This window comes from Reyranella sp. (assembly GCF_965249915.1).
Lineage (GTDB): Bacteria > Pseudomonadota > Alphaproteobacteria > Reyranellales > Reyranellaceae > Reyranella.
The window spans coordinates 353,922-379,797 of record NZ_OZ252257.1 but is presented as its reverse complement, the minus strand read 5'-3'; the positions used below and the strand labels follow the sequence as shown (position 1 = coordinate 379,797).

General features: G+C 66.1%; 25 protein-coding genes and 1 tRNA gene. 7 read left to right on the top strand and 19 right to left on the bottom strand.

Annotated features, from left to right (window positions below; all coding sequences use genetic code 11):
• Positions 1–25: 25 nt before the first annotated feature.
• From ACP15H_RS01845 to ACP15H_RS01830, 4 genes are all read left to right on the top strand, one after another.
• The gene (locus ACP15H_RS01845) at positions 26–1,768 is read left to right on the top strand and encodes an IlvD/Edd family dehydratase (RefSeq protein WP_425064523.1); all 1,743 of its coding nucleotides are present in this window, start codon (positions 26–28) and stop codon (positions 1,766–1,768) included.
• On the top strand, positions 1,765–2,760 hold the full coding sequence (locus ACP15H_RS01840) for a glycosyltransferase family 2 protein (protein ID WP_425064522.1): 996 nt from the start codon (positions 1,765–1,767) through the stop codon (positions 2,758–2,760). The genes ACP15H_RS01845 and ACP15H_RS01840 overlap by 4 nt, the downstream gene beginning before the upstream one ends.
• Before the next feature lie 70 nt (positions 2,761–2,830).
• A complete protein-coding gene (locus ACP15H_RS01835; protein WP_425064521.1) occupies positions 2,831–4,198 on the top strand; it encodes a tetratricopeptide repeat protein in 1,368 nt (455 codons plus the stop codon).
• A gap of 19 nt (positions 4,199–4,217) precedes the next feature.
• Positions 4,218–5,435 carry a FecR family protein gene (locus ACP15H_RS01830; RefSeq protein WP_425064520.1) on the top strand — a complete coding sequence of 406 codons (1,218 nt, stop codon included), beginning with the start codon at positions 4,218–4,220 and terminating at the stop codon, positions 5,433–5,435.
• Here the strand turns inward: ACP15H_RS01830 and mobB are convergent.
• From mobB to ACP15H_RS01790, 8 genes are all read right to left on the bottom strand, one after another.
• Positions 5,432–5,920: a molybdopterin-guanine dinucleotide biosynthesis protein B gene (gene mobB, locus ACP15H_RS01825; RefSeq protein ID WP_425064519.1), complete on the bottom strand. Its 489-nt coding sequence runs from the start codon at positions 5,918–5,920 to the stop codon at positions 5,432–5,434. The two genes, ACP15H_RS01830 and mobB, sit on opposite strands and share 4 nt — an antisense overlap.
• On the bottom strand, positions 5,917–6,717 hold the full coding sequence (fdhD, locus tag ACP15H_RS01820) for a formate dehydrogenase accessory sulfurtransferase FdhD (protein WP_425064518.1): 801 nt from the start codon (positions 6,715–6,717) through the stop codon (positions 5,917–5,919). Before fdhD ends, mobB begins: the two co-directional genes overlap by 4 nt.
• Complete coding sequence (locus ACP15H_RS01815) at positions 6,714–7,085, bottom strand: hypothetical protein (protein WP_425064517.1); 372 nt, start codon at positions 7,083–7,085, stop codon at positions 6,714–6,716. The genes fdhD and ACP15H_RS01815 overlap by 4 nt, the downstream gene beginning before the upstream one ends.
• 7 nt (positions 7,086–7,092) lie before the next feature.
• The gene (locus ACP15H_RS01810) at positions 7,093–7,590 is read right to left on the bottom strand and encodes a hypothetical protein (protein ID WP_425064516.1); all 498 of its coding nucleotides are present in this window, start codon (positions 7,588–7,590) and stop codon (positions 7,093–7,095) included.
• A gap of 42 nt (positions 7,591–7,632) precedes the next feature.
• Positions 7,633–8,145: a DUF992 domain-containing protein gene (locus ACP15H_RS01805; protein ID WP_425064515.1), complete on the bottom strand. Its 513-nt coding sequence runs from the start codon at positions 8,143–8,145 to the stop codon at positions 7,633–7,635.
• Between the two features lie 26 nt (positions 8,146–8,171).
• Positions 8,172–8,366 (bottom strand): hypothetical protein, encoded by a 195-nt coding sequence (locus ACP15H_RS01800; protein WP_425064514.1) that lies wholly within the window; start codon positions 8,364–8,366, stop codon positions 8,172–8,174.
• A 1-nt stretch (position 8,367) separates the two neighbouring features.
• A complete protein-coding gene (locus ACP15H_RS01795; RefSeq protein ID WP_425064513.1) occupies positions 8,368–8,697 on the bottom strand; it encodes a hypothetical protein in 330 nt (109 codons plus the stop codon).
• Between the two features lie 32 nt (positions 8,698–8,729).
• Positions 8,730–8,825: transfer RNA gene (locus ACP15H_RS01790), tRNA-Sec, on the bottom strand.
• A gap of 75 nt (positions 8,826–8,900) precedes the next feature.
• Between ACP15H_RS01790 and ACP15H_RS01785 the strand changes: the two genes are divergently transcribed.
• Complete coding sequence (locus ACP15H_RS01785; RefSeq protein ID WP_425064512.1) at positions 8,901–9,251, top strand: VOC family protein; 351 nt, start codon at positions 8,901–8,903, stop codon at positions 9,249–9,251.
• Here the strand turns inward: ACP15H_RS01785 and selB are convergent.
• The 10 genes from selB to ACP15H_RS01735 all read right to left on the bottom strand — a co-directional run bounded on the left by selB (position 9,220) and on the right by ACP15H_RS01735 (position 23,554).
• Positions 9,220–11,139, bottom strand: a complete 1,920-nt coding sequence (gene selB / locus ACP15H_RS01780; protein WP_425064511.1) for a selenocysteine-specific translation elongation factor — start codon at positions 11,137–11,139, stop codon at positions 9,220–9,222. The genes ACP15H_RS01785 and selB overlap by 32 nt on opposite strands.
• Positions 11,136–11,909 carry a tetratricopeptide repeat protein gene (locus ACP15H_RS01775; RefSeq protein ID WP_425064510.1) on the bottom strand — a complete coding sequence of 258 codons (774 nt, stop codon included), beginning with the start codon at positions 11,907–11,909 and terminating at the stop codon, positions 11,136–11,138. The genes selB and ACP15H_RS01775 overlap by 4 nt, the downstream gene beginning before the upstream one ends.
• Positions 11,893–13,221: an L-seryl-tRNA(Sec) selenium transferase gene (gene selA / locus ACP15H_RS01770; RefSeq protein ID WP_425069851.1), complete on the bottom strand. Its 1,329-nt coding sequence runs from the start codon at positions 13,219–13,221 to the stop codon at positions 11,893–11,895. Before selA ends, ACP15H_RS01775 begins: the two co-directional genes overlap by 17 nt.
• Before the next feature lie 138 nt (positions 13,222–13,359).
• Positions 13,360–14,346: a formate dehydrogenase accessory protein FdhE gene (gene fdhE / locus ACP15H_RS01765; protein ID WP_425064509.1), complete on the bottom strand. Its 987-nt coding sequence runs from the start codon at positions 14,344–14,346 to the stop codon at positions 13,360–13,362.
• On the bottom strand, positions 14,298–14,927 hold the full coding sequence (locus tag ACP15H_RS01760; protein WP_425064508.1) for a formate dehydrogenase subunit gamma: 630 nt from the start codon (positions 14,925–14,927) through the stop codon (positions 14,298–14,300). Before ACP15H_RS01760 ends, fdhE begins: the two co-directional genes overlap by 49 nt.
• Positions 14,924–15,829 (bottom strand): formate dehydrogenase subunit beta, encoded by a 906-nt coding sequence (fdxH, locus tag ACP15H_RS01755; protein ID WP_425064507.1) that lies wholly within the window; start codon positions 15,827–15,829, stop codon positions 14,924–14,926. The genes ACP15H_RS01760 and fdxH overlap by 4 nt, the downstream gene beginning before the upstream one ends.
• Before the next feature lie 14 nt (positions 15,830–15,843).
• The gene (gene fdnG / locus ACP15H_RS01750) at positions 15,844–18,936 is read right to left on the bottom strand and encodes a formate dehydrogenase-N subunit alpha (RefSeq protein WP_425064506.1); all 3,093 of its coding nucleotides are present in this window, start codon (positions 18,934–18,936) and stop codon (positions 15,844–15,846) included.
• Positions 18,937–19,113: 177 nt separating this feature from the next.
• Positions 19,114–20,355: a hypothetical protein gene (locus tag ACP15H_RS01745; RefSeq protein WP_425064505.1), complete on the bottom strand. Its 1,242-nt coding sequence runs from the start codon at positions 20,353–20,355 to the stop codon at positions 19,114–19,116.
• 10 nt (positions 20,356–20,365) lie between these two features.
• Complete coding sequence (locus ACP15H_RS01740) at positions 20,366–22,663, bottom strand: xanthine dehydrogenase family protein molybdopterin-binding subunit (RefSeq protein ID WP_425064504.1); 2,298 nt, start codon at positions 22,661–22,663, stop codon at positions 20,366–20,368.
• A gap of 93 nt (positions 22,664–22,756) precedes the next feature.
• Entirely contained in the window at positions 22,757–23,554 is a 798-nt protein-coding gene (locus tag ACP15H_RS01735; protein WP_425064503.1) for a LamB/YcsF family protein, read from the bottom strand.
• A gap of 38 nt (positions 23,555–23,592) precedes the next feature.
• Here ACP15H_RS01735 and pxpB point away from each other — a divergent pair, with 38 nt between their 5' ends.
• Complete coding sequence (gene pxpB / locus ACP15H_RS01730; protein ID WP_425064502.1) at positions 23,593–24,330, top strand: 5-oxoprolinase subunit PxpB; 738 nt, start codon at positions 23,593–23,595, stop codon at positions 24,328–24,330.
• Entirely contained in the window at positions 24,327–25,424 is a 1,098-nt protein-coding gene (locus ACP15H_RS01725) for a biotin-dependent carboxyltransferase family protein (protein WP_425064501.1), read from the top strand. The genes pxpB and ACP15H_RS01725 overlap by 4 nt, the downstream gene beginning before the upstream one ends.
• Here the strand turns inward: ACP15H_RS01725 and ACP15H_RS01720 are convergent.
• Positions 25,370–25,831, bottom strand: coding sequence for an AAA family ATPase (locus ACP15H_RS01720; RefSeq protein WP_425064500.1), 462 nt, complete (start codon positions 25,829–25,831; stop codon positions 25,370–25,372). The two genes, ACP15H_RS01725 and ACP15H_RS01720, sit on opposite strands and share 55 nt — an antisense overlap.
• Positions 25,832–25,876 lie beyond the last annotated feature (45 nt).

The following is a 25,876-nucleotide window of genomic DNA, read 5'->3' as shown; positions in this document are numbered from 1 at the left end:
CAGCATTCCAGGGAGAGAAATTGAGATGGCAACTGCCAAGCGCCGGACGTCGAAGGCTGTACCGAAGAAGGAAACCGGGCTGCGCCAGGGTCTCGCCACCTATGGTGACGCAGGCTTCTCGCTGTTCCTGCGAAAGGCCTTCATCAAGGCCGGCGGCTATTCCGACGATGCGCTCGACCGGCCGATCGTGGGCATCACCAATACCTTCTCCGACTACAATCCCTGTCATGGCAACGTGCCGGACCTGATCGAGGCGGTGAAGCGCGGGGTCATGCTGGCCGGCGCACTGCCGATGGTCTTTCCGACGATCTCGATTCACGAGAGCTTCTCCCATCCCACGAGCATGTTCCTGCGCAACCTCATGTCGATGGACACCGAGGAGATGATCCGCGCCCAGCCGATGGATTCGGTCGTGCTGATCGGTGGCTGCGACAAGACCCTGCCGGCCCAGCTCATGGCCGCGGCCAGCGCCGACCGCCCGGCGGTCGTCCTCCCGGTGGGCCCGATGCTAGTCGGCCACTTCAAGGGCGAGGTGCTGGGCGCCTGCACCGACTGCCGCCGCCTGTGGGGACAGTATCGCGCCGGCACCTTCTCGGAGTCCGACATCGAGAAGGTGAGCGAGCGTCTCGCCCCGACCAAGGGCACCTGCATGGTGATGGGCACCGCCAGCACGATGGGATGCATCGTCGAGGCGCTGGGCATGGGCCTGCCGAGCAGCGGCTCGATCCCCGCCACGCATTCCGACCGGCTGCGGATCGCCGAACAGACCGGCCGGCTCGCGGCAGAAATGGCCGTGAAGCAGGGCCCAAAGCCCAGCGAGATCATGACCAAGGCGGCCTTCCGCAACGCCCTCACCGTGTTGCAGGCGATCGGCGGCTCGACCAACGCGCTGGTGCATCTCACAGCCGTCGCACGACGGCTGGGAATCGAGATCGAGCTGGAAGAGTTCGACGAGATCGGGCGCAACGTTCCGGTGCTGGTCGACCTCAAGCCGTCGGGCGATCACTACATGGAGCATTTCCATTGGGCGGGCGGCAATTCGCGCCTGATGAAGGAGATTCGCAAGAATCTCGACGAGAAATGCAGGACCGTCGCCGGCAAGACGCTGAAGCAGGTCATCGACGCGGCCGAGATTGTGCCGGGCCAGACGGTGATCCGTACGTCGAAGGATCCGATCAAGCCGACCGGCGGCATGGCCGTGCTGCGCGGCAATCTTGCGCCGCGCGGCGCCGTGATCAAGCACGCGGCCGCGTCGCCCGCGCTGATGACCCATACCGGCCGCGCCGTGGTGTTCGACTCCCTGGAGGATCTCGCGGCGCGCGGCGACGATCCCGATCTCGATGTGAACGCCGAGGACATCCTCGTGCTGCGCAACGCCGGCCCCAAGGGCGCGCCCGGCATGCCCGAGGCGGGCTCCTTTCCCATCCCGATGAAACTCGCACGTGCGGGCGTGAAGGACATGATCCGCATCTCCGATGCGCGCATGAGCGGCACGGCCTTCGGCACCATCGTGCTGCATGTCGCACCCGAGGCTGCGGTCGGCGGACCGCTCGCGCTGGTCAAGACCGGCGACCGCATCACGCTCGATGTGCCCAAGCGCCGTCTCGAACTGCATGTCGACACCAAGACGCTGGCAGCGCGTCGCAAGGACTGGAAGGCGCCGCCGCCCCATCCCGGCAGCGACCGCGGCTACACCGGCCTGTTCTTCAAGACCGTGCTGCAGGCCGACGAAGGTGTCGACTTCGACTTCCTCGGGCCGGCGAAGTGACCGAAGCCAGGCTTCCGCGCATCTCGGTCGTCGTCACGTGCTATAACTGCCGTGACTACATCGCCGCCGCCATCCGCTCGGTCGCGCAGCAGACGTTGCGCGACTTCGAGTGTGTCATCGTCGACGACGCTTCGACCGACGATTCGGTCGCGGTCGTAGAGCAGGCGCTCGCAGAGCTCGCCGACTCCCGCTTTCGGCACATCCGTCTCGACAGGAATGTCGGACAGACCGGTGCCACGCGCCGCGGCCTCGCCGAGACCCGCGCGATGTTCGTCTGTTTTCTCGATTCCGACGATCTGTGGAACCCGGACTTCCTCGAACGTCATCTCGCCGCGCATCTGAACGAGAGCTACGCAGTGGGCTTCACGGCGTGCAATGCGCGCCTGATCAGCGGACAGGACGAGCTGATCGCCGGCGGCATGTATTGGTTCGGCAAGGACCGCGCCCGCGCCGATCGCGACCAGGCGTTCGTCCCGCTCGACGCGAGCCGCGTCCCGAATCTCGATACGGCGCGCGGCACGGCCGCCTGGCAGAGCCACACGCCCTACCGGCTCTATACAAAACGCGTGGTGCACTGGGTCTGGGTCAGCACCTCCTCGATGATGTTCCGTCGCTCGCTGGTCGACCTCGTTTTTCCCGACGATGACGAGGCGTTCCGTCTGCACATGGATTTCTACCTCGTCGTCATGGCCCAGATGGTTGCGGGCTCCCTGCTGATCGACGATGCGCTCTATGCCTACCGTCTCCACGGCCGCAACGGCGCGGCGGACAATCCGGTGCTGGGCGGCAGGCTCCATCTGTCGAGCCGCAACTGGGGGAATACCTACTCGCTCATGCTTGACCGCATGCTCACTGCGATGATCCGTGAGCAAGAACGGTTCGTGACGGCCCTTGGAGATCGTCAGTATCGCCGCATGGTCTTGCGGATGCGTGCCGCTCGCGCCGGTCCTTTCATCGCCTGGACACTCATCGCTCGGAGTTGGTTGATCTAGCATCCCTGCTGCTTCATTCTCTCTGAGCAGACGTTCCCGCACCAAAGGGAAACGGGGGGGGAGAATCATCGTGAGCAGCTTCGGACGATGCGCGAGCCTCATCGCCGTGCTTCTCGCCGGCAGCATCGGGGCTGTCGTGCCGGGCGCGCCGGCGGCCCTCGCGCAGACTGCAGCCGTTTCGGCGGCGGACGAGGCCGAGTACGACGCGGCCTTCCAGGAAATGCTGAAGAAGCCGTCCGATCTCGACGTGCTGTTCAAGTTCGCCATGATCGCCTCGAAGACGGGCGATCTCGAAGGCGCAATCTCGGCGCTCGAACGCATGCTGGTGGTGGACCCGGACCTTCCGCGCGTCCGCCTCGAACTGGGCGTGCTCTATTACCGCTTGGGCTCGTTCGAAGTGGCCCGGACCTATTTCGAGATGACACTCAAGTCGGTGTCGCTCCCGCCCGACGTCAAGGCGCGCGCCGAACAGTTCCTGGCGGAGTCGGAGAAGCGCCTGACCAAGTCGCGGTTCAGCGGCGAGATCTTCGCCGGCATGCGTTATCAATCGAACGCAAACCTCGGCCCCCCGACGTCAAGCGTGCGCCTGTTCGGCCAAACCGCCAATCTCAACCAGGCGGCGCTCGGCACCGCCGATTGGGGTGCCGTGACCTCGGGCTTCGTCCGCCACACCTATGATCTCGGCCAGAACAACCGCGGCCAGCTCGAGACCCAGCTCTCGGGCTACCTCAACCGGCAGTTCCAGATCCAGGCGGCGAACGTGTCGATTCTCGACCTGACGTCCGGCCCGCGCTTCCAAGCCTTCCAGGGCATTTTCCAGGATGTCAGCCTGAAGCCGTTCGGTACGGTGGGCTATATCTGGGTCAACGACGTCCCCTACTACGGCAGCTTCGGGTCCGGTCTCGAAGTGGGCACCCTGCTGTCGGACAAGCTGCGCAACACCACGAACTTCGTCTGGCGGCGGCAAATGTACCAGAACAGCTGGTATCTCCCGACCAACAACCAGTTTACCGGCGTCGAGTACTCCGCGAACTCCACGTTCCAGTACCAGGTGAACGAGGCACTGATGCTGTATGCCAACGGCAATCTCCAGCGCTACCAGACCGACAGCACGCCTTGGCAGAATTACACGCTCTACGGCGCGGGCGGCGGCATGTCCTTCTCCTTCGCCGACCCGCTGTTCAAGAGCGAGATGCCGTGGAGCATCAGCCTGTTTGCGAACGTGCAGTGGTGGTACTATGACCAGCCAGATGCAGTCGTGGATCCGTCCGTTACCAGACAGCAGACGGACACGATCCTGAATATAACCCTGTCCGTTCCCTTCGATCAGCGGACGATGTTCACGGTATCGGGCGGAAGGTTCGTGAGGTCGGCGGACATTCCCAACTACGCGTTCACGAACAACAGTGCGCTCATCGGAGTAACCTGGCGCTTCTAGCGCCGCTCAGGAGGTCACAGTGTCCACCAGACTTGCCGGCGCGAACCTGTCCCTGCTGACCGCTGCGATTCTTGCCGCGGGCACTTCCCTTTTGCCGGTCGCCGCGAGCGCCAAGGTCGGCGTCACCTCGGCGGCCGACGGCGATCCGCGCGGCAAGCCCCCCAGCGAGGCCGAACGCGTGCTGCGCGTGGGCGTCGACGTGCAGGCCAACGAGCTCATCACCACAACGGCCAACGACCGTGCGCACCTGATGTTCCTCGACGGCACGTCGCTGTCGGTCGGACCGAACGCGCAGCTCACCATCGACAAGTTCGTCTACGATCCGGCAACCAAGACCGGCGACCTGGCCATCAATGCCAGCAAGGGCGTGTTCCGTCTGGTCGGCGGCAAGATCAGCAAGACCAACGCCATCACCGTGACCACACCGTCGAGCACGATCGGCATCCGTGGCGGCATCAGCATCTTCAACGTCGACCAGAAGGAGACGATGTCCATCTTCGTCTTCGGCATCAGCATGACCGTCGGCGCCGGCGGCAAGGTCGAGATCGTCACGCGCCCCGGCTTTCAGGTGACGACGCTGTTCGGGGCCCTGCCGGGCCTGGCCAGCGCCGTGCCGCCCGGTGCCCTGGGCGCTTTTCTGGCCCAGCTCGAAGGCAGCAAGGGCGGCGGGCAATCGGGCGGCGGCGATCAGGCCGCCCAGAATTCAGGTTTCTCGGATTCCAATTCCGGCAAGGGCAGTGGGAATACGCTGGGCGACCGCTTCGGCAGCGGTCCGGGGCCGCGCAACGTCAACCCGAGCAACACAATAACCAACGCGATTACGCAGGCCAACGGGATCGCGCCGACGTTGCAACCAACGCCGGACATCGTGAGCAAAGTAAACACGATGCAATCGACAGTTACCTACAGCGGCACGATGGCCGGCCTCGTAAGAGACAATGGCCGCGTCTCTTTCGGTACCGGCAGCTACAACCAGGCCTGGTCCTTCGGCAGCAACACCGGCACGACGACCGCGAACTTCAACAACAGCAACTACAGCGGCACCACGTCACGCACTGGCAACTACGGTTTCAATTCAAGCCTGTCATCGACAACCAACCCGGGTCGAAACATGTCCATGACCGGCGCGTTCCTGCCTGGGCAGGGCGATCCCACGAAGAACCAAGCCGGCGTGTTCACGGTCAATGGTCCGAATTATCAGGCCGGTGGCGTCTTCGCCGGACAGAAGGTGCCCTAACCCGTCCTGGCGGCGATGAAGTCGGCGATGGCGGCGATGTCGTCGCGACGAAACCAGGGCAAACCGCAGTCGGTGGGCTGGACATCGGCGGCGATCGCCACGATGGAGGGATCGACCGGAGCCAGCGGCTCGGCCTCTCGTGATGCCCGCACCTCGATCTTGAGGTGCGCTTCGCGCTTGTAGCCCTCGATCAGGACGAGGTCCGCCGGCGCAAGGCGCGCCAGAACCTCGGAGATCGATGGTTCGGCCGTCTCGCGCATGATGGCGTAGCGCAGGCCGCCAACCAGGGCGACCTCACCGGCGCCAGCGGCGCGATGGCGATACGAATCCGTGCCCGGCCGGTCGATGTCGATGTCGTGATGGGCATGCTTGATGGTCGATACCCGCCAGCCGCGCCCCACGAACTCCGCCACCAGGCGCTCCGTCAGGGTCGTCTTGCCGGCGTTCTTCCAGCCGGTGACGCCGAAGAGGCGCTGGCTCGTCACGCCAAGATCCGTTCGGGGTGAGCATAGGCGGTCAGGCGACCCTCGCGCACGAATGCCACCAGCGCGACGGCCGCCTGTTCGGCCGTCTCGATGGCGAGCGACGTCGGGGCGGAAACCGCCGCGATGGCCGACGCACCGATCGCTGCGGCCTTCTGCACCATCTCGTAGGAACAGCGGCTGGTCACGACCACGAAGCCGCCGGGCCCGGCACCGCCGCTCAGCGCCAGCGCGCCGGCCAGCTTGTCGAGCGCGTTGTGACGGCCGACATCCTCGCGCACGGCCACCAGCACGCCATCCGCCGAAGCCCAGCCTGCGGCATGGGTGGCGCCGTTCGTCCGGTTGATCTTTTGATGTTCCGGGAGCCCAGCCATGGCGCGCTCGATCGCCGACCGCGCCACCGGCCGCGGATCGGACACCGCCGGGGCCGAGCGCAACGCCGCGTCCAGGCTGTCGACCCCGCACAGGCCGCAGCCGGTGCGACCGGCAAGGCTGCGCCGCCGTTCCTGAAGACCCGCCATGCGTTGAGCCGCAATCTCGAGCCTCACCTCGATGCCGCGGCCGACCGGCTCGACCTCGATGTCGTAGATCTCCGACGGCCGCCCGACGATCCGTTCGGTCAGGGAAAAGCCGCGGGCGAAATCCTCGAGGTCGCAAGGCGTCGCCATCATCACCGCATGGCTGATGCCATTGTAGACCAGCGCCACCGCGACCTCCTCGGCGACCGTCTCCTCCAGCGTCTCGCTGCCTTCGGCAGTGAGACGGCGCGCCGATCGACGGACCGACCCATCGTCAGTCATGCCATGCTCTCGTCGATCCGCAGATGCCGCCCCTCGCGATCGAAGAACAGGCCGCGGTTGAGCGTCAGCGGATCGGCCTTCACGTCGGCTTCGACCTCCTTCAGCTTGCGCGCGGCCACCGGTTCGGGGAGCGGACCGCCTTCGTGGCCCAGGCCGACGAAGAAGGCGACGCCATCCCACGGCGCTCGCGCGCCATCGAGCAGTGTCCGCATCTCCTTCCAAGTCATCTCGTCGCCGATCAGGTGTGCATAACTCGATCGCAGCGGCACGGCGTTCGAGGACGTGATCTGCACCAGCAGGATGAAGATCGTGAACGGACCGGTATCGGCAAACTGAGCCGCTAGCCAGTGCTCGAAATCGGTTTTCATCGTGCGCCTAGAATTCCACCACGGGCGTGGGCGGCACATAGCGATCGAAGACCTGCAGAAACGGCTCGCCGCGCTCGGCTTCGTACCAGGCTTCGAAGGCACGAAAGGCCGCGATCGGATCGGCGATCACCGGCGGCTCGGCCGGCTGGCCGTCCTCCGGCTCCTGCGGATGCGCTTCGGAATGGAGCGCCTCGGCGATCGGCCGCAGCCAGTCGAGCAAAGGCCGGGCTCCCTCGCCCAGTTCGGCCAGACCGTTCTCGATCCAGCCGATGTCGCGGAACAGCGCTTCGAGCTGGCGCTCCACGGCGAGGTCGCGATCGGGCTCCAGCGCGGCGACTCGCGCCATATCTGAAAGCGCGCTGAGACGGCGCCACGCGAAAGTGCGCGCCCGCTCGGCCTCCCTGATCTGGGCCTCGACGGCGGCTCGCACCTTACGCTCGGCCGTCTCGGCCGCGGTGCAATCCGCCTGGAGGCGGGCGATTAGGGAGTCTACGGCCGAGGGCATGCCGGGAGTTGACCCGACCGGCGGCCCTGCTGCAAGCCTCTACTACTTGGCGTACTTGAGCTCGACCTCGGCGACGCCGGCCGCGACGTTCAGGCCGACGCTGCCCTCGACGCTGACCGGCTGCAGGGTAACCTGGCCACTACCGCCGCCCAGCAGCACGTTGGCGCCGACGCCTCCGCCCACCGTGGCCTGCGCGGTCGCGCCGGCATAGCCGCCCGCCAGGGCGCCGGGCGCGATGTTGCCGGGGGCGAAGACCAGCCAGACGATCTGCGATTCCTTGGTGAAACCGATATCGACGCCGTAGCGCTTGATCGCACCTGTATACTTCTCACCGACCCCGTCAGTGCGGGCGAAGATGCAGTCGAGGTCCTTCGACGAGCCGAAGACGAAGCCCATGCCCCCCGCCACCTTGCAGGTGAGCGAGCCGACATTGGCGCCGGACTTGCCGGCCGCCTGCGGCGTACCGGGAGCGGCAGGCGTCTGCGCATGGGCGCCGGCGCCGAGAGTGGCCAGGAGAGCGGCAGCCGCAGTCATCGTCAGTATGGATCGAAGCATGTCGGCATCCTTTCAAGATGTGAGAATCAGTCTTCTTTCTTCGCTCGCTCGATGGCCTCGAGAATCTCGGTCAGGCCAACGTAGTAGACGACGCCCTGCTTGTGCATTTCGTGCCGGACGGTCCGGATGAGACCGGCCTTCCGGATCATGAGGTTGGCCAGCGCGATCTTTGCGTCCTCGTTCGTCGCGTCGTCGTTCGTCACTTCCGCCTCGGTCGACATCCTAGTTGTACTGACCACGCGCTTTCAGCACGTAGCCCGTCGCCCTGAAATCGGTATCCTGCCGGATCGCGGCCGTCACGACCGGGTCGTTGTGCCGGTTGCTGGTTGCGATCAGCGCGTTCGTCTCGGCCTCGCAGTTCGAGCTGATGGTGCGTCCAATGCTCGATGCATCCGAACCGTCGACGGCATACGAGGCCGCATGCTTCGCCAGACAGGCATCCCGCGCGTCGTACGACTGCTTGACCGATCGCACCGTCCAAGGCTCCGAATACTGGGAATTTGCCGAACATCCCGCCAGCGACAGCAGGGCGACGAAGATCAAGGTACGCATCGGTCGTCTGGACTCCGAAGAAACAAGCAAGATGGCGGAAGAGAGTGGGAGTCGAACCCACTAAGAACCGGCTAACGGCCCTCTCTGGCTTTGAAGGCCAGCCGCCCCACCGGGAGCGCTTCCCCTCCAAGACAGATGATTCACCAGAACCAATCCCCTGTCACCTCCCGTGCTAGGATGAATCTCCCAAGGAATTCAAGATCATGACCGCCGAACTCAAGTACATCATCGCGAACGTCTCCGACCTGGCTGCAGCCATAGCCTTCTGGCGCGACACTGTCGGCCTGAAACTCAAGTTCGAGACCCCGGAATGGGCCGAATTCGACACCGGCGCCACCCGACTGGCTCTTCAACCAGCATCGCCGGCAAATCCGGCAGGGACATGGCAGCCGGGACTGCGTGTTCCCGATCTCGCCGCCAAACGAGCCGATCTCGCCGCACGAGGCGTGAATGTCGGCGGCGCTCCCCACGAGGAGCACGGCTTTCTTCTGTCCCTCTTCTCCGGCCCCGACGGCGCGCCCGTCAGCCTGAGCGGACCGCTTCCAAAGCCGTAGGCGGCGGACCGTACTGTCCGGCCTTCTGCGGGACCGCCCGGCGCAGGTCGCCGCGGCGGATCGTGATGCCGTGACGGTCGAAGAATTCGAGGATCTGGATGGCCAGCTTGCGCCCATTGTCGAGCTTGTCGCGGAACTCGGCCGCACTGAATTCGTGACCGAAGGCGTTCACGATGCCGACCATCTCGGCCACGACGGGGCGGAGGAAGAAATGGTCCGGCGCCACTTCGACCACACGCCCGAGCTTCGATAGCCGCTGCAGCAGCCGGCGCGTGTCGACCTCCGTGGCGCCGTAGGCATGGGCGAAGTCGCGGACTCGCGGCGGCTTGAAACGATCGCGCGTCATCTCGGCCGCGATCTTGTTCCACAGCGCCTCGTCACGCGACCCAAGCTTCAGCGAATGACCGGGCAGGCGCAGGAACGCGCCATCGACGACCACGGTCTTCGCCCGAATCTCGCGGTCGAGCAGCACCTTGAAGACGGATGCGGGCCAGCGGCGCTTCAGCGTCACCCGCAGGCGCTCGGCCTGGAGACCCGGCGCATCGGCCTTGGTTTCGTGGAATGCCTTGAGTGTCTCGACGATGTCGGTGCGCGCCGCCTCAAGCGTCTCGGCGAGAAAGCCGAAGCCTTCCAGCGTCTGCCCGCCCGCCGACCCGACGAGTGTCTCGACCTCGGCGGGGCGGAGATTGCGCGCCAGACCGAAGCGAGCGGCATCGACATAGCCGCTTTCAAGGCGCAGCAGCCGCTGCAGGACCTCGTCATCCTGCACGGCAAGAGCCGCCAGCTCCGCCAGCCGCCGCTCGGCCCGCCGGTTGCGCGGCGGCCCGAACGGATCGATCACCGCCGCGCCGGCCATCGTGCGCGTCGCGGACGGATCGCGGAGGATGACCCTGTCGCCCGCAAGCGCGCCGACCTTTTCGTCCAGCACGATCTGCGCGAGGGCCGTGTCGCCCGGCGCCAGCTTCTCGCTTTCGAGCAGCGCCACGCGTCCCATGACGTGCGCAGAGCCCAGGTGAACATGCACCGGCGACCAGTGCTTCAGGGGTTGCGCTTCGGAGGCGAGCAGGCTCAGCCGGACGTCGATTCGGTCCGTGGGCGCATGCAGTTCCGGACTGACCACCCAATCGCCCCGCTTGATCGATTCCTTGGAGAGCCTGGGTCCGGCGAGATTGAGTGCACAGCGTTCGCCGGCGCGTCCCACCGCAGCGGCCCGGTTCTGGGCATGCAGCGACCGCACCCGCGCCTCGATACCGGACGGGGTCAGCAGAAGCCGGTCGTCGACCCTGATCTCGCCGGCGTGCACGGTGCCGGTGACGACGACGCCCGCTCCGGACAGGACGAAGCAGCGATCCACCGCGAGGCGCGCGAAGCCCGCGGCGCCCTTACCGCTTTCGCCGAGCACCAGAAGCTTTTCCTTCAGCTCGTCGATGCCCTGCCCTGTCACTGACGACACGGGCACGATCTCCGCCCCGCGCAGCGAGGTCGTGGCGAGCAGGGTCTCGATCTCGGCCATACGCTCGAGCTGCTGATCGTCGTTGGCGAGATCGGCCTTGGTGAGGGCAACGATGCCGCGATCGAGGCCCAGCAGGTCGAGGATCTGCAGATGCTCCACGGTCTGGGGCTTTATGCCTTCCGCCGCCGACACGACCAGCAGTGCCGCATCGATGCCGGTGGCGCCGGCCAGCATGTTGTGCACGAACCGCTCGTGACCGGGCACGTCGACGAAGCCGAGTTGGCGTCCGTCGCCCAGATCGCTGTAGGCGTAACCGAGATCGATGGTGATGCCGCGCGCCTTCTCCTCCTTGAGCCGATCGGCGTCGACACCGGTCAGCGCCTTCACCAAAGCGGTCTTGCCGTGATCGATATGGCCCGCCGTTCCCACGATCATGACAAAGGCTCCTCGGCCCGTCGCTCTGCTTCGGCACGCTGCGAGGGCTTGGCATGGGCCCGCGCTTCCTTGAGGAAGCCGGCGGCCAGCTCGCCCGCACCGCCCATCTCGGCCCGCCGCAACCAGTGCAGCGCTTCCACCACATCGCGATCGATGCCCTTGCCGGCGAGACAGGCCGCCCCCAGCATCGCCTGCGCTTCCGCATGGCCGAGCCGGGCGGCGCGTCCCCACCAATGGGCGGCCGCGGCCGCGTCGCGCTCGACGCCCAGCGCGTTGTGATGGATGTCGCCCAGCCGGGCCATGGCCGCCACGCTGCCCTGTGCCGCCGCCTTCTCTGCCCATAGACGGGCGCCGGCATAGTCCTGCGGGCAGCCTCCGCCCAGCAGCTTCATCCACGACAGCATGTCCTGCGCTTCCACATCGCCCTGCTGCGCCGCCGCCTCATACAGCCGCGCGGCTTCGGCGTGGTCCTGCGGCACGCCCCATCCTTCGTAATGACAAAGGGCGAGATTGCGCTGGCCGCCGGCGTCGCCCTGCTCGGCCGCGCGTCGAAGCCAGAGGGTTGCCTTGGCGTGATCCTGCTCGACTCCGCGCCCCTTGAGGAAAGCGGCCCCCATGTTGCTCTGCGCCCGTGCGTTGCCCTCATGGGCAAGCGGCGCCCACTGGTCCAGCGCGACGCCGTAGTTGCCGGATTTCCACGCCGCCAGCGCCTCTGCCATCCGCTGCTCTGGCGGTGGCGTGCGATCGAGAAGCCTAGCCAGCCACGACATGGAGTTTGTCCAATTGGGCGACGAATGCCGGCTCGTCGTCGAGCGTGCGAAGATCGAAGTAGAGCGTAGCGTCGCTGATCCGGCCGATCACGGGAATGGGCAGGCGACGGAAACGGTCGGCAATCCGGTCGAGGCCCTTCGCTTTGATGGCGATCGCGAACGACGGCAGCAGGTCGACCGGCAGCGCGCCCGAACCGATCTGCCCCCGCACCTCCGCGACACTTGCCGTTGCATCTCGGCCCAGCGCCGCGTTCACTGCCGGCAGAAGCCGCTCCGCCACGGCGCGCATGTCGGCGGCCGGCCGCGCGAGGGCGCGTATGGTCGGAAGGCGCTCGGCCAGTCGCCCCGGATCGGCATAGAGCCTCAGCGTCGCTTCGAGGGCCGCCAGGCGCACCTTGTCGAGGCGGAGCGCCCGCTTCATCGGGTTGCGGGCGATGCGCTGGATCAGCGGCTTGCGGCCGACCAGCAGGCCCGCCTGCGGGCCGCCCAGCAGCTTGTCGCCCGAGAAAGTCACGACATCGACGCCGGCGGCGATGGCCTCGCGCGCCGTCGGCTCGTGCGGCAGCCCCCAGGTTTCGAGGTCGGCCAGGGTGCCGCTGCCGAGATCCTCGATCAGCGCCACGCCCTTTTCGCGCGCCAGCGGCACGAGCTCCGCCGCCGCAACCGACTTGGTGAAGCCCTGGATCGCGTAGTTCGAGGGATGGACCTTCATGATCGCGGCCGTGTCGGGCCCGATCGCCGCCGCGTAATCCTTGAAATGGGTACGGTTGGTCGTGCCGACCTCGACGAGCCGGCAGCCGGCACGCGCCATGATGTCGGGAATGCGGAAGGCCCCGCCGATCTCGATCAGCTCGCCGCGCGAGACGATGACTTCCCGGCCCGCCGCGAGCTCACTCAGCACCAGCAGGACGGCAGCCGCATTGTTGTTGACCGCCGTCGCGGCCTCCGCGCCGGTCAACCGGCAGAGCCAGGGCGCGATGTGATCGTCGCGCTCGCCGCGCGCACCACCCTCGAGATCGTATTCGAGCGTCGTCGGCGACCGCATCGCCTCGACGGCGGCGGCAATGGCCTCCTCGGCGAGCAGGGCCCGCCCGAGATTGGTGTGCAGGACGGTGCCGGTGAGGTTGAACACGCGGCGCTGAGAGGGCTGCAGGAATACACCCAGTCGCGTCGTGCACCATTGCACGCAGGCAGCTTCGTTCGCCACCTCGGGAGTTCCCCGCCGCTCGTCGACCCAGGCCCGGAGCGCTTCGACGACGAGCGGGCGGCCGGCGCGCGCGATCAGCGGCGCAACGGTCGGCCAGGAGGCCATGCGATCGATCGACAGGGGACGGGTTTCGGGGGCGCCATCGGCGCGGTCGGCACGCGACACGGGATTTTTCCTACCAGAGAAAGGCCGGACGTCCGGTCCGCCGGCGGCCAACATGGCTCAGCCCCAACGGCCGATCAATCACTTCTCCGGCGGCTCCATCATGCCCAGGACGAACGGATTTGGCACGCGCGCGAAGCCCGCCTCACCCACCAGCACATCGAGCCCGAGCGAGGCCAGGTCGTCGGCCAGCGGTTCCAGGGGGCGCACCTTCTCCAGATAGAAAACCTTGGAGTAGCCCTGGCACACCTCGCAGCATTCCGCGCGGAGATACGCGGTCCCTGCCAGATTGCGGAACGAGATCTTGTCGGTGCTGCCGCAATGGACACAGCGCACCCGCGTGTAGCGCCACGACGTGGCGCACAGCGAACAGTGAAGGTGCCGGTGGCCGAACTTCGTGCCGCCGGGCGAGATGAGTCCGGAGACGGGCGGCGAACCGCAGGCCGGACAGTCGCCCCCCTCCTCGGCACCCGAAAGATCGGCGGCATCGAGCAGGGCCGCCATGCGGGTCCACACGACCTGCAGGGCCGCCGCCACGAACACCGCCTGCGCCGCCTCGCCGGCCGCCACATCGCCGCCGAGGAAACGATCGGCGAGCGCCTCGAGCGATGCGGGACTGGCCTGCAGAAGCACCTCACGGGCAGCGCGGGCCGCGTCGGGCAGCACCTCGTCGTCGATGCTGTCGAGAATGCGCGACAGCGCCACACGCCAGCTCTCGTCGCGTGGCCGGATCGAGGGATCAAGCGGTGCACGCTGCACGAGGCGAGCCTTGCCGATCTCCGCCGAACCCGGCAGCGAACCCGGTGGCAGGCCCGACAATGCCTGGTGCTGCGCCTGCACCAACGCCGCGATCAGATGAAGAAACCCCTCTAGGTCATGGCCCGGCGCCAGCGCCTGGAGACGGGCAGCGCGGCGTTGAAAGACCGTCGACAGGTCGGGCAGGCGAATGCGATCACCCTCGGCGGCGGCGCCGAGGATGTTTTCGCCGTAGGCAGATGTGGGATTTTCAGGACTGGAGGTCAGGGCTTGCCGACTTCCTGGCGGAACCACTTGCGATGATGCTTCCACGCCCAGCCGCCGCTGACAGAACCACGTGTCATGGCGCTCATCGTGCCCTTGACCCAGATGGCGGCGTAGACGTGCACGATCCAGATCAGGATGGCACCGATGGCGCACAGCGCGTGGACCACCGCCGAGAGACGCTTCTGGTCGATGGTCGTGTAGGAGAAGAAGTAGGTGTCCCACAGCACGAAGCCGCTGCCGAGCAGCAGGAGAATCAGGATCGACTGCCCCCAGAAGACGAGCTTCTGACCGGCATTGTACTTGCCGAGTTCGGGCAGCCCCTCTTCCTTGTTGTTGATCACCGATCCCAGGTTCTTCATCCAGACCGTATCGTCGCGGTTCCAGAAATTGAGCGTGAAGAAGCGGAGGAACAGGCCGAGGAAGCTGACGGCGAGGACGACGCCGATCCAGGGATGGATGACCCGCGTGATCTGCCCGCCGCCGAACAGGTAAGTGAGGAAGTACAGCGAGGGATGGAACAGCGCCATCCCACTGAGCGCGAGCAGGATCAGCGAGACCGCGGTGATCCAATGGTTGACGCGGGCCGCCGTGGTGTAGCGGCTCACCGGCTTGGCGTGTTCGCTCATGCCCGGTCGCTCCCGGCCACTTCGGCCGCCTTCTCTTCGTCGTGCTCGGTGACCCTGTTCGGTCCCTTGGTGACGTAGTGCATGAAGCCGAAGGCGCCGGCGAAGGCGATCGCTGCCAGTGAAAGCGGCTTCATCACGCCCTTCCAGATGCCGACCAGCGGGCTGATGCGGGGATTGTCAGGCAGGCCGGCATAGAGCGACGGCTTGTCGGCATGCTGCAGCACGTACATGACATGCGTCCCGTTCACGCCCGGCGGATTGTAGAGCCCGGCATTCTGGTAGCCACGCGACTTCAGGTCGGTGATGCGCTTGCCGGCGTGGGCGATCATGTCTTCCTTCGTGCCGAAGTAGATCGCCTGGGTCGGGCAGGACTTGGCGCAGGCCGGCGCCTGCCCGACCACCACCCGGTCCGAACAGAGCGTGCACTTGTAGGCCTTGCTCGTGGCCTGCGAGATGCGCGGGATGTTGAAGGGGCAGCCCTTCACGCAGTACCCGCAGCCGATGCAGTTGTCGGAAATGAAGTCGACGATGCCGTTGGTGTACTGGACGATCGCGCCCGGCGCCGGGCAAGCCTTGAGGCAGCCCGGATCGTCGCAATGCATGCAGCCGTCCTTGCGGATCAGCCATTCGAGATCGTCGCCCTGCTCGTACTCCGTGTAGCGCATCACGGTCCACGAAGCGGTCGTGAGATCGGTCGGATTGTTGTAGGTGCCGTCGGTGTAACCGATCGGTTGGTCGAGCTGGTTCCACTCGAGGCAGGCGGTCTGGCAGGCCTTGCAACCGATGCACTTGCTGACGTCGATCAGCTTGGCCACCGGGACGGCGGCTTTCGCGTCGGCAGCCGGCGGCGGCACGCTCGAGGCGGACCGCCGGCGGAGATCGAGGGCTTGCATCACGGACATCTCACCCTCCCCGATCAGGCCACGGCCGGCTGCGAAGCCGGCGGGGTGGTTTTCTTCACGTCGACCAGGAACGCCTTGTATTCCGGCGTATTGGTGCTGGCATCACCGACCGGCGGCGTCAGCGTGTTCAGCGGGTAGGATTTCCGTGCAAGGCCCACGAAGCCGAAATGGATCGGCAGGCCGATCACGTCGCAAGGCTTGCCGTCGACCATGATCGGCCGGAAGCGCTTGGAGACCGAGGCCTTGGCCTTGATCATGCCGCGCTGGCTCGACACCTCGACCCAGTCGCCGTTGGTGATGCCCTTGGCCTTGGCCAGGCGCTCGCCCATCTCGACGAACATCTCCGGCTGGACGACGGCATTGTCGTGCACGTTCTTGGTCCAGTAGTGGAAGTGCTCGGCGAGGCGATACGAGGTGGCCACGATCGGGAACTTGTCGGGCGTGCCGAACGACTTGGCATCGGCCGCGAACACCCGGACCACCGGATTTGTGGTGACCTTGGGATGCAGCGGATTGGCGATGTAGGCGTCCATCGGCTCGTAGTGCTCGGGGAACGGCCCGTCCGGCATGGCGGTGCGGCTGAACAGCCTCGCCGTACCTTCCTGGTTCATGATGAACGGGCCGACCGACTTGTCGGGCGCGACGGTAGGCGCGTAGTCGGGCACGTCGCCGCCGACCCACCGCGAGCCGTTCCAGGTGATGTATTTCTTACGCTCGCTCCAGGCGTTACCTGCCGGATCGGCCGACGCGCGGTTGTAGAGGATCCGTCGGTTGGCCGGCCACGCGAAGCCCCAGTTCGGATGGATGCCGAGACCCGTCGGATCGCTGGCGTCGCGGCGCATCGCCATGTTGCCGGCCTCGGTATAGACGCCGGTATAGATCCAGCATCCACCGGACGTCTTGCCGTCGTCGCGCATCACAGCGAAACCCGGCAGGAGCTGGCCGGCCTTCAGCATCACCTTGGTGGGATCCGCCGGGTCCGGCAGATCCTCCAGCGCATAGCCGTTGAGTTCCTTCAGGAGTTCGGCGGGCTCGGGATGGGCGGGCTTCGCATAGGCCCAGCTCGTGTTGAGGATGGGATCGGGGAAAGCGCCCCCGTCCTTTTTGTAGAGAGTCCTGAGGCGGCCGTGCAGATCGGCGATGATCTCGATGTCGCCACGCGACTCTCCCGGCCCGTCCACCGCCTTCCAATGCCATTGGATGACGCGGCTGGAATTGGTGTAGCTGCCTTCGTCCTCGGCATAGGCCGTGGCCGGCAGCTGGAACACTTCGGTCTGGATCGCCTTCGAATCGGCGTCGTTGAACTCGCCGTGATTCTCCCAGAAGCGCGCGGTTTCCGTCTGCAGCGGATCGATGATCACCAGCCATTTGAGCTTGCTCAAGCCCTGGTGGATCTTGGTCTTGTTCGGTCCCGCCATCATGACGTTGAGGCCCTGGCAGAACAGGCCGTTCATCTGCCCGCCCGCCATCATGTCGATGATCTTCAGCACGTCGTAGGCCGTGTCGAACTTCGGCAGATAGTCGTAGGCCCAGTCGTTGTCCTTGGTCGCAGCATCGCCGAACAGGCTCTTCTGCTGGCTGACGAAGAACTTCCCGTAGTTCTGCCAGAAGCTGGTCTGCCCCGGCCGGATGGGCTTGAACGCCCGCGCCTTCATATAGTCGGCGTAGGTGGTCTCCTTTTCCGTCGGCAGGACCAGATACCCGGGTGTCGAGGTCGACAGCAGTGCGAGGTCGGTGATGCCCTGGACGTTGGAATGGCCGCGCAAGGCGTTCACGCCGCCACCGGGGATGCCCATGTTGCCCAGCAGGAGCTGGATCATCGCCATGCTGCGGATGTTCTGGGCGCCGGTCGTGTGCTGGGTCCAGCCGAGCGCATAGAGCGAGGTCATCGAGCGCTCGCCGTTGGCCGTCGTCGCGATCAGCTCGCAGACCTTCAGGAACTTGTCCCTGGGGGTGCCGCAAATGCGTTCGACCATCTCGGGCGTATAGCGCTCGACATGGGCCTTCAGCAGGTTGATGGCGCAGCGCGGGTTCTGAAGGGTCTCGTCGACCTTCGCCATGCCCTGGTCATCGAACTCGTAGTCCCAGGTCGAACGGTCGACGTAGTTCTTTCGCGCCGCGTCATAGCCGGCGAACAGCCCGTCCTCGAACGAGAAGCCTTCCTTGACGATATACGAGGCGTTGGTGAACGCCTTGACGTATTCCTGATGGATCTTTCCGTTGCCCAGCAGGTACCGCATGACGCCGGACAGGAAGGCGATGTCGGTCCCCGGCCGGATCGGCGCATAGAGGTCCGAGACCGCGGCCGAGCGCGTGAAACGCGGATCGACGACGATCAGCTTGGCACCGTTGTTGGCCTTCGCCTCCGTCACCCACTTGAAACCGCAAGGATGGGCTTCGGCGGCGTTGCCGCCCATGATCAGGACGACATCGGCATTCTTGATGTCGTTCCACGAATTCGTCATCGCGCCGCGGCCGAAGGTTGGGGCCAGACTGGCCACCGTCGGTCCGTGTCATATTCGGGCTTGGTTCTCCAGGGCCAGGACGCCCATGGAGCGCATGGCCTTGTACGTCAGGTAACCCGCCTCGTTGCTGCACGACGAGCCGGCGAGGAAGCCGGTGCTGGTCCAGCGATTGACGGTGACGCCATCGCGGTTCCGGGTGACGAAGTTCCTGTCGCGGTCTTCCTTGGCCAGCTTGGCGATGCGCTCCATCGCGAAGTCCCAGGTCACGCGCTCGAACTTGTCGGAGCCCGGCTTGCGATGCATCGGGTAGTGGAGGCGGTTCGGGCTGTTCGCGAAACCGAGCGACGCCGCACCGCGCGCGCAGAGCGTGCCGCGATTGATCGGATTGTCGGAATCGCCCTCGATATGGACGACCTTGGCCTTGCCGTCCTTGGTGCCGTCGGCCGACGAGTAGATGAGGACACCGCAGGCGACCGCGCAATAGGGGCAGGTATTGCGGGTCTCGGTCGCCTTTTCGAGCCGGAAGGGCCGGACGCCGGCGGCGAGCCCTTCGCCCGCCCCCAGGAAGCCCAGCGCACCGACGGAAGAGGCGGCGAGGCCGGCCGCGCTCACCTTCATGAATTGCCGACGAGTAACGGCCATGTTTCGCTCCATCCCTAGCGACGCGCATGAGGCGGTTGACCGCCTCCTTTTTGACTCGCTGCGTCCCGGATAGTGAAACTCGGCAGTGGCCGTGAATCAACAATTATTTCGAGAGTGCCGAAGGCGAGGGCTTACCCCTGCGGGCAGCCCACACTTGAGAAGCCCTCCACGGCCCGTTCAAGGCTTGCGCTGGAAGCCCCAGGTTTCCGCCAGGATTTCGCCCATCCGGGCGGCGATGATGCGGTTGCCCAGGCTCTCGTTCGCCGCATCTCGGGCATAGTGGATGTGATCGGCGTAGATCGTCCCCTTTTCCCCGCTGAAGATCTGCGTCAGGTCGTAGACGGGCGCGCCGCCATCGCGCAGGGTCATCAGCCCCGCGACGATGTTCTTGTAGATGTCGCGATAGGAGAGGTCGCCGACGACGCGCTTCTCCTCCTCGGTGAGTTCCTTGCCGATGCCCGGGGCCGGCTGGATGAAGTAGGCCGACTTCACGTTGTTGTCGCGCGCGACCGCGAACGTGGCCCTCACATACTTCTTGTACAGGTCGAGCTGGACGTCGAAGGCGAGCTTGTGGTTCCGCTGAATGTCCTCCGGCAGGTGGAAGATGCTGTTCAGCGTCGTCTTCTTGGTCGACTTGAAGATGTCCTTGCCCTTGGCCGCCTGCTCTATTCCCCGCACCACCATGTAGGCGGCGTGGGAATGGCCGAGGACAGGATTCAGCGCCAGGGTACCGGCGATGCGCCCCATCACCCAGCCGATCGCCGCGTCGCCGAAATTCTCGTCGGCGACGAAGGGATTGACGTCGAGGAAGTTGCTGAGCGGCCGTTCCAGCCGTTCGCTGAAGCCCGGCCAGAAGAAGTAGTGCTCGTTGAATCCGCCGAGGACCGCGACCGCGTCGACCGACGAGGCATAGAGCGTGAAGAGGATGAAGGGCTGCGGCTCCTTCCAGGCGCCATCGCCGCCGTTCAGGACGAGGAACGGCTTGCCGTTCGGGCTGATGTACTTGTTGTTGAGTTCTTCCTCGAGGTAGCGCGGCGCGGGCGGCGGTGCATTCTGCCCGAGCTGCGACGCCACGGATCCGCCGGTCAGCATCACCACATAGCGGTCGGTGGGCTTCAGAACCGGATAGTCCGGCCCGAAAAGCCCGACATTGTTCACCCACGGCAGGCCGCACGGCGGGTTGGCGTGATGGACGAAGCCGACATAGGGATGAGGAAAGAGCGTGTCGACATAGCGGCACGCCGTCCCCTTGGTGGCATCCCGCACGTAGGTGTTCTGGGTGCGGTCGAAAAGCTCCTCGGCCGGCGTGTAGCGGCCGTCTTCGAGGTACATCCAGACGATCGCCGTGACTTCGAGCGCGGCGAGCGAAAGTACGATGCCGAAGAGGATGGAGATCCAGCCGAAGATACGCTGTTTCATCTCCCGCCCGTTACTTCCTCGTTTCCTGGATGGCCTGCCAGACGCGCTGCGGCGTCGCCGGCATCTGTATGTTGCGCACGCCGAGCGGCCACAGCGCGTCCATGATCGCGTTCATGACGGTCGGCGTCGAACCCACCGTGCCGGACTCGCCCACGCCCTTGGCGCCGATCGGGTTGCTCTTGGCCGGCACCGTGTCGTCGAGCTGGTTGTTGAAATTCGGGAAGGTCTCCGCCCGCGGCATCGCATAGTCCATGAACGAGCCGGTGACGAGCTGACCGCTCTCGCGGTCGTAGACGTTCTCCTCCAGCAGCGCCTGGCCGATGCCCTGCGCGCAGCCGCCATGGATCTGGCCGAACACGATCGGGCGGTGCAGCGGCTTTCCGACATCGTCGACCGTCGTATAGCGCTTGAGCTCGACCATGCCGGTGTCGGGATCGATCTCGACCTCGCCGACATGGGCGCCGTTGGGCCAGGCGATGCCGTCGACCGTATTCACGTTCTCGATGAAGATGCGCTTGTCGGGCTGCTTCGCCGCCAGCTCGCCGAGGCCGATGCCGCGGTCGGTGCCGGTGATGGTGAAGCGTCCGGCCGAATAGACGATGTCGGCAGTGGCTGCCTCCAGCGCATCGGCCGCCAGCTCCTTGCCCTTGTCGACCAGCTTCTCGCTGCCGCTCAGCACCGCCGAGCCGCCGATATAGGCCGAGCGCGAGCCCATCGAGCCGACGCCGCCGACGCGATCGGAATCGCCCATGGCGATCTCGATCTTGGACGGGTCGATGCCGAGCAGCTCCGAGGCGAGCTGGGTGAAGCTGGTCTGCAGCCCCTGCCCCATGCCCTGGGTGCCCATCCAGATGACGACCTTGCCGTCTTCCTTCACCTCGTAATGCGCCATCTCGTTCATGACGTTGGCCGAGGTCCATTCGACGTAGGACGCAAGTCCGCGGCCATAGAGCTTGCCGCGCTTCTCGGCTTCCGCCTTGCGCGCCTCGAAGCCGTCCCAGTCGGCCGCCTCGAGCGTCTTGGTGAGGAAGAGGTTGAAGTCGCCGGAATCGTACTTCTCGCCCATCGCGGTGGTGTAGGGCATCTGCGAGGGCGTCACGAAGTTGCGCCGGCGCAGTTCGGCCGGATCCATGCCGATCTGGCGCGCCGCCGTATCCATCAGCCGCTCGAGGTTGAGGATGCACTCGGGGCGGCCGGCGCCACGATAGGCGCCGATCGTGGCGGTGTTGGTGATGACGCAGGTGATCCGGAGATCGATCATCGGGATGTCATAGGTACCGGTCGTCACCTTCGGCCCGACGAACAGCGGGATGACCACGCCGCCGCGCGACGGATAGGCGCCGATATTGGCGAAAGCCTCCATGCGAAGCGCCAGGATCCTGCCGTCCTTGTCGAAGGCCATCGAGGCCTTGTGGAACTGGTCGCGGCCCGCGGTCGTCGCGGCGAATTCCTCGCTGCGCTCGGCGCGCCAGCGCACCGGACGCTTCAGCACCTTGGCGGCCCAGACGGCCACCGCCTCGTCCGGCTGGATGCCGACCTTCATGCCGAAGCCGCCGCCGATGTCGCGCACGACGACGCGCACCTTGTCCTTGGGCATCTTCAGGATGACGTCGCACAGCGTGTCGCGGGTGACCGACGGGTTCTGGCTCCCGATATGCACGATCAGGCGGTCGTTCTCCCATTCCGCCATCACCGCACGCGGCTCCATGGCGTTCACGATCAGCCGCTGGTGCACGATGTCGAGCGACACGACGTGGGCCGCGCTCTTGAAGACCTCTTCGGCCTTGGCATGGTCGCCGAACTTGTTGTAGCCGGCGATGTTGCCCGGGGCGCCGCCCCAGACCTGCGGCGCGTCGGGCTTCAGCGCATCCTCGATCTCGGTGACAGACGGAAGCTGCTCGTATTCGATCTCGACCAGTTCGACGGCGTCCTGCGCCTGCTCGCGCGTGTCGGCGACGATCGCGACCACTGCCTCGCCGACATAGCGCACGACCTCGTGCGCCAGCGAGCGGCGCGGGGTCATTTCGGGCTTGCTGCCGTCGGCGGCCGGAAACATCGTCGGGAATGCGAAATTGCCGACGCCTTCCTTCTCCATGTCGGCCCAGGTGAAGACCGCGACCACGCCCGGCGCCGCCTTGGCGGCTTCGGTGTCGATCTTCAGGATCTTTGCATGGGCATGCGGGGACCGGACGAGGACCACATGGGCCTGGTTCGGCCGCGACAGGTTGTCGGTGAACCCGCCGGTGCCGGTCAGGAGCCGGTCGTCCTCGACACGCTTGATGTACTGAGCCTTGCCAAAAACCGCCATACGCCACTCCCGCCGCGAAATCCCATCCGGATCGGCCGGACTATAGCGGCGAAGCGGCGTCCCACAAGTCAGCGCGACGGATCGCCCCGTGGATCAAGAACGCAGGCTGGGCATCTCGGGCAGCGGCACGATGCGGATTCCAGCCGCTTCGAGGCCCTCGCGGACCGCCCTGGCGACGGTCACGGCCGTCGGGCCGTCGCCGTGCACGCAGATAGAATCGACCTGGCACGGGATGCGCTTGCCCGAGGTCGAGTAGATCGCCTGCTCGTCGACCATGCGCCGGACATGCTCGACCGCCTTGGCCGGGTCCTTGATCATCGAATTGGCTTCCTTGCGCGGCGTCAGCAGGCCGGCATCGGTGTAGGTCCGGTCGGCGAACACCTCCTCGGCGACCCGCAGCCCGAACTTGCGCGCCGCCTTGCCCTGCTCGGTATTGGCCTGGGCAAGGAAGATCAGGTTGGGATCGACCGCCTTGGTCGCGCGCGCGATGGCCTCGGACATTTCCGGACTCTCGGCCGACATGTTGGCCATCATCCCGTGCGGCTTCATGTGCGTGACCTTCGCGCCGTGGAGGGCCGCGATCGCCTGCAAGGCGCCGATCTGGTAGGCGATGTTGGCCTCCAGCTCCTTGATCGTGAGGTTGATGACGCGGCGGCCGAAGCCCTGCAGGTCGGCGAAGCCCGGATGGGCGCCGATCGACACGCCGTTCTGCGCGCAAAGCTTCACCGTATCCATCATCACGACCGGATCGCTGGCGTGAAAGCCGCAGGCCACGTTGGCCGAGGCCACGATCTTCAGGACTTCGCCGTCGTTGCCCATCACCCAGGGGCCGAAGCTCTCGCCCAGGTCCGAGTTGATGTTGACGTGTCCTGCATTGGTCGCGGCGGCCATGGGAGACTCCCTCAATCTGAAGCGCTATCCTAGCAGATGTGAGCGTTCGATACCTATCCTGCGGCGACACCGCCTTCACCGTCGAGTTCGGCAACGAGATTTCCCCCGAGATCAACGGCCGGGTCATGGCACTCCACGCCGCGATCGGCCTGGCCCGCGAGGCCGGCGAGATCTCCGGCGTGATCGAGACCGTCCCCACCATGCGGTCCCTGATGGTGACCTACGATCCGCTCGCGATCTCGCGCGCCGACCTGCAGCCCAAGGTCGACGCGCTGATCGCCCGCGGCCTGCCGGTCGACGCCACGAGCCGCCATGTCACCGTCCCCTGCTGCTACGACGATCCGGAGTTCGCGCCCGACCTCGGCGAGGTCGCCGAGCGCACGAAGAAGACCCCGGAACAGGTGATCGCCGCTCACATCGCCTCGCCTTTCAAGGTCTATGTGCTGGGCTTCATGCCGGGCCTCGCCTATGTCGCGGGCCTCGATCAATCCCTGTTTCTGCCCCGCCGCAGCCAGCCGCGCGTGCGGGTGCCGCGCTCCTCGGTCGCCATCGCCATGGACATGACGACGATCTACCCGTTCGAAAGTCCCGGCGGCTGGCACCTGATCGGCCGCACGCCGCTGTGGATGTTCGACAAGCGCCGAGAAGAGCCAGTCTTCCTGTCGCCCGGCGACTCGGTTTCCTTCGAGCGCATCGACCGGAGGACCTTCGACCGCATCGCCGGCGAGGTCGAAGCCGGCACGTTCGACTGGTCGAGCCTGGTGAAGAGCAAATGAGCGCGGGTTTGAAAGTCGTCCGCGCGGGCCTGTTCGACACGCTGCAGGATCTCGGCCGCACCGGCTTCATGGCGCTCGGCATGCCGACCGCCGGCGCGATGGACCGGATCGGCCTCGGCCTCGCCAACGCGCTGGTCGGCAATCCCGCCAACACCGCCGGACTCGAAATCGGCGTCATGGGTCCCGACCTTCTGGTCGAAGCCGACAGCGTGAGGATCGCGCTGATGGGCCCCCTCTCGCCCGCACTGATCGAAGGACCGGACGCGGCGCCCAAGCCGCTGGATTCCGACCGCAGCCATCTCCTGAAGCGTGGGCAGATCCTGCGTGTCGGCATGATCGAGGGATCGAGCACGGCCTATCTCACCGTGGCCGGTGGATTCGCCTTGCCGGCCTTCATGGGCAGCCTCTCGACCTATTCGCGGGCCGGCATCGGCGGCTTCGACGGCCGCAAGCTCGCGGCGGGCGACCTGCTGCCGCTCGCGAAGGCAAGCGTGCCGGCCGGCAACGAGCGCCGGCTGGCGCAGCCCTTCGACTATGGCAGCGGTCCGCTGCGCGTGGTCTGGGGGCCGCAGGAGGACTATTTCAGCGAGGAAGGCCGCCGCACCTTCATCGGGTCAGAGTATCGCGTTTCCAAGGAAGCCGATCGGATGGGCATCCGTTTCGAAGGACCGACGATCGCCCACGCCAAGAGCGTCGACCAGGGCGGCGCCGACATCATCTCCGACGGCATCGCCCCCGGCGCGATCCAGGTGCCGGGCGCCGGCCTGCCGATCGTGCTGATGGCCGACCGCCAGACGGTCGGCGGCTATCCCAAGATCGCCACGGTCGCATCGGTCGACCTTCCGCGCCTCGGGCGCCTGCTGCCCGGCCAGACCGTGCGCTTCGCCGCCATCACCGTCGCGGAAGCCGAGACCCTGCGCCGCGACCAGGAGGCACGGCTGCAGCGCGCCATTGCCGGCTTCGTCGTGGCCCGCCCGCCGGGCGGTATCGACCTCGCCCGGCTCTACGAAGAGAACCTGATCGACGGCGTCGTTTTCGATCAGCCGTGGAACGTCACCTCGAAGCCTTCGTCGGCCGAGGGCGGCACGAAGTAGCTGGTAAAGAGGTCGAACTCCGCGTCGCTGGTGTTGAAGGCGTGCGTACCGGCCGCGTTGCGGGCGCGCAGCCGCGCCTTGCAGACGTCGTCGGGCACGTCGAGAAAATGCAGCCGGTGATCCGCACCGGCGCGCTCGAACAGGCTGCGCATCCATTGACGACTGGCCGGTGTATTTGCGGGAAAGTCGAGCACGACCGATACGCCGGCCTCCAGCAGCGCGACGATGTGGTCGCCCATCACCTCGCGCAGGCGGCGGGAGTTGCGCACATAGTCCTCGATCGTTTTCTGCTCGTCCTTGTAGAGACAGGCGAGCCACGCATCTTCGCTGATCCGAATCGTGGCTGGACGCGCCGTCAGATTGGCGGCGAGCGTCGACTTTCCGGCGGCGATCTTGCCGCAGATCATGTGGAGTGTCGCCGCTCCCGGCCTTGCCGTTTCGTCCATCGGTCG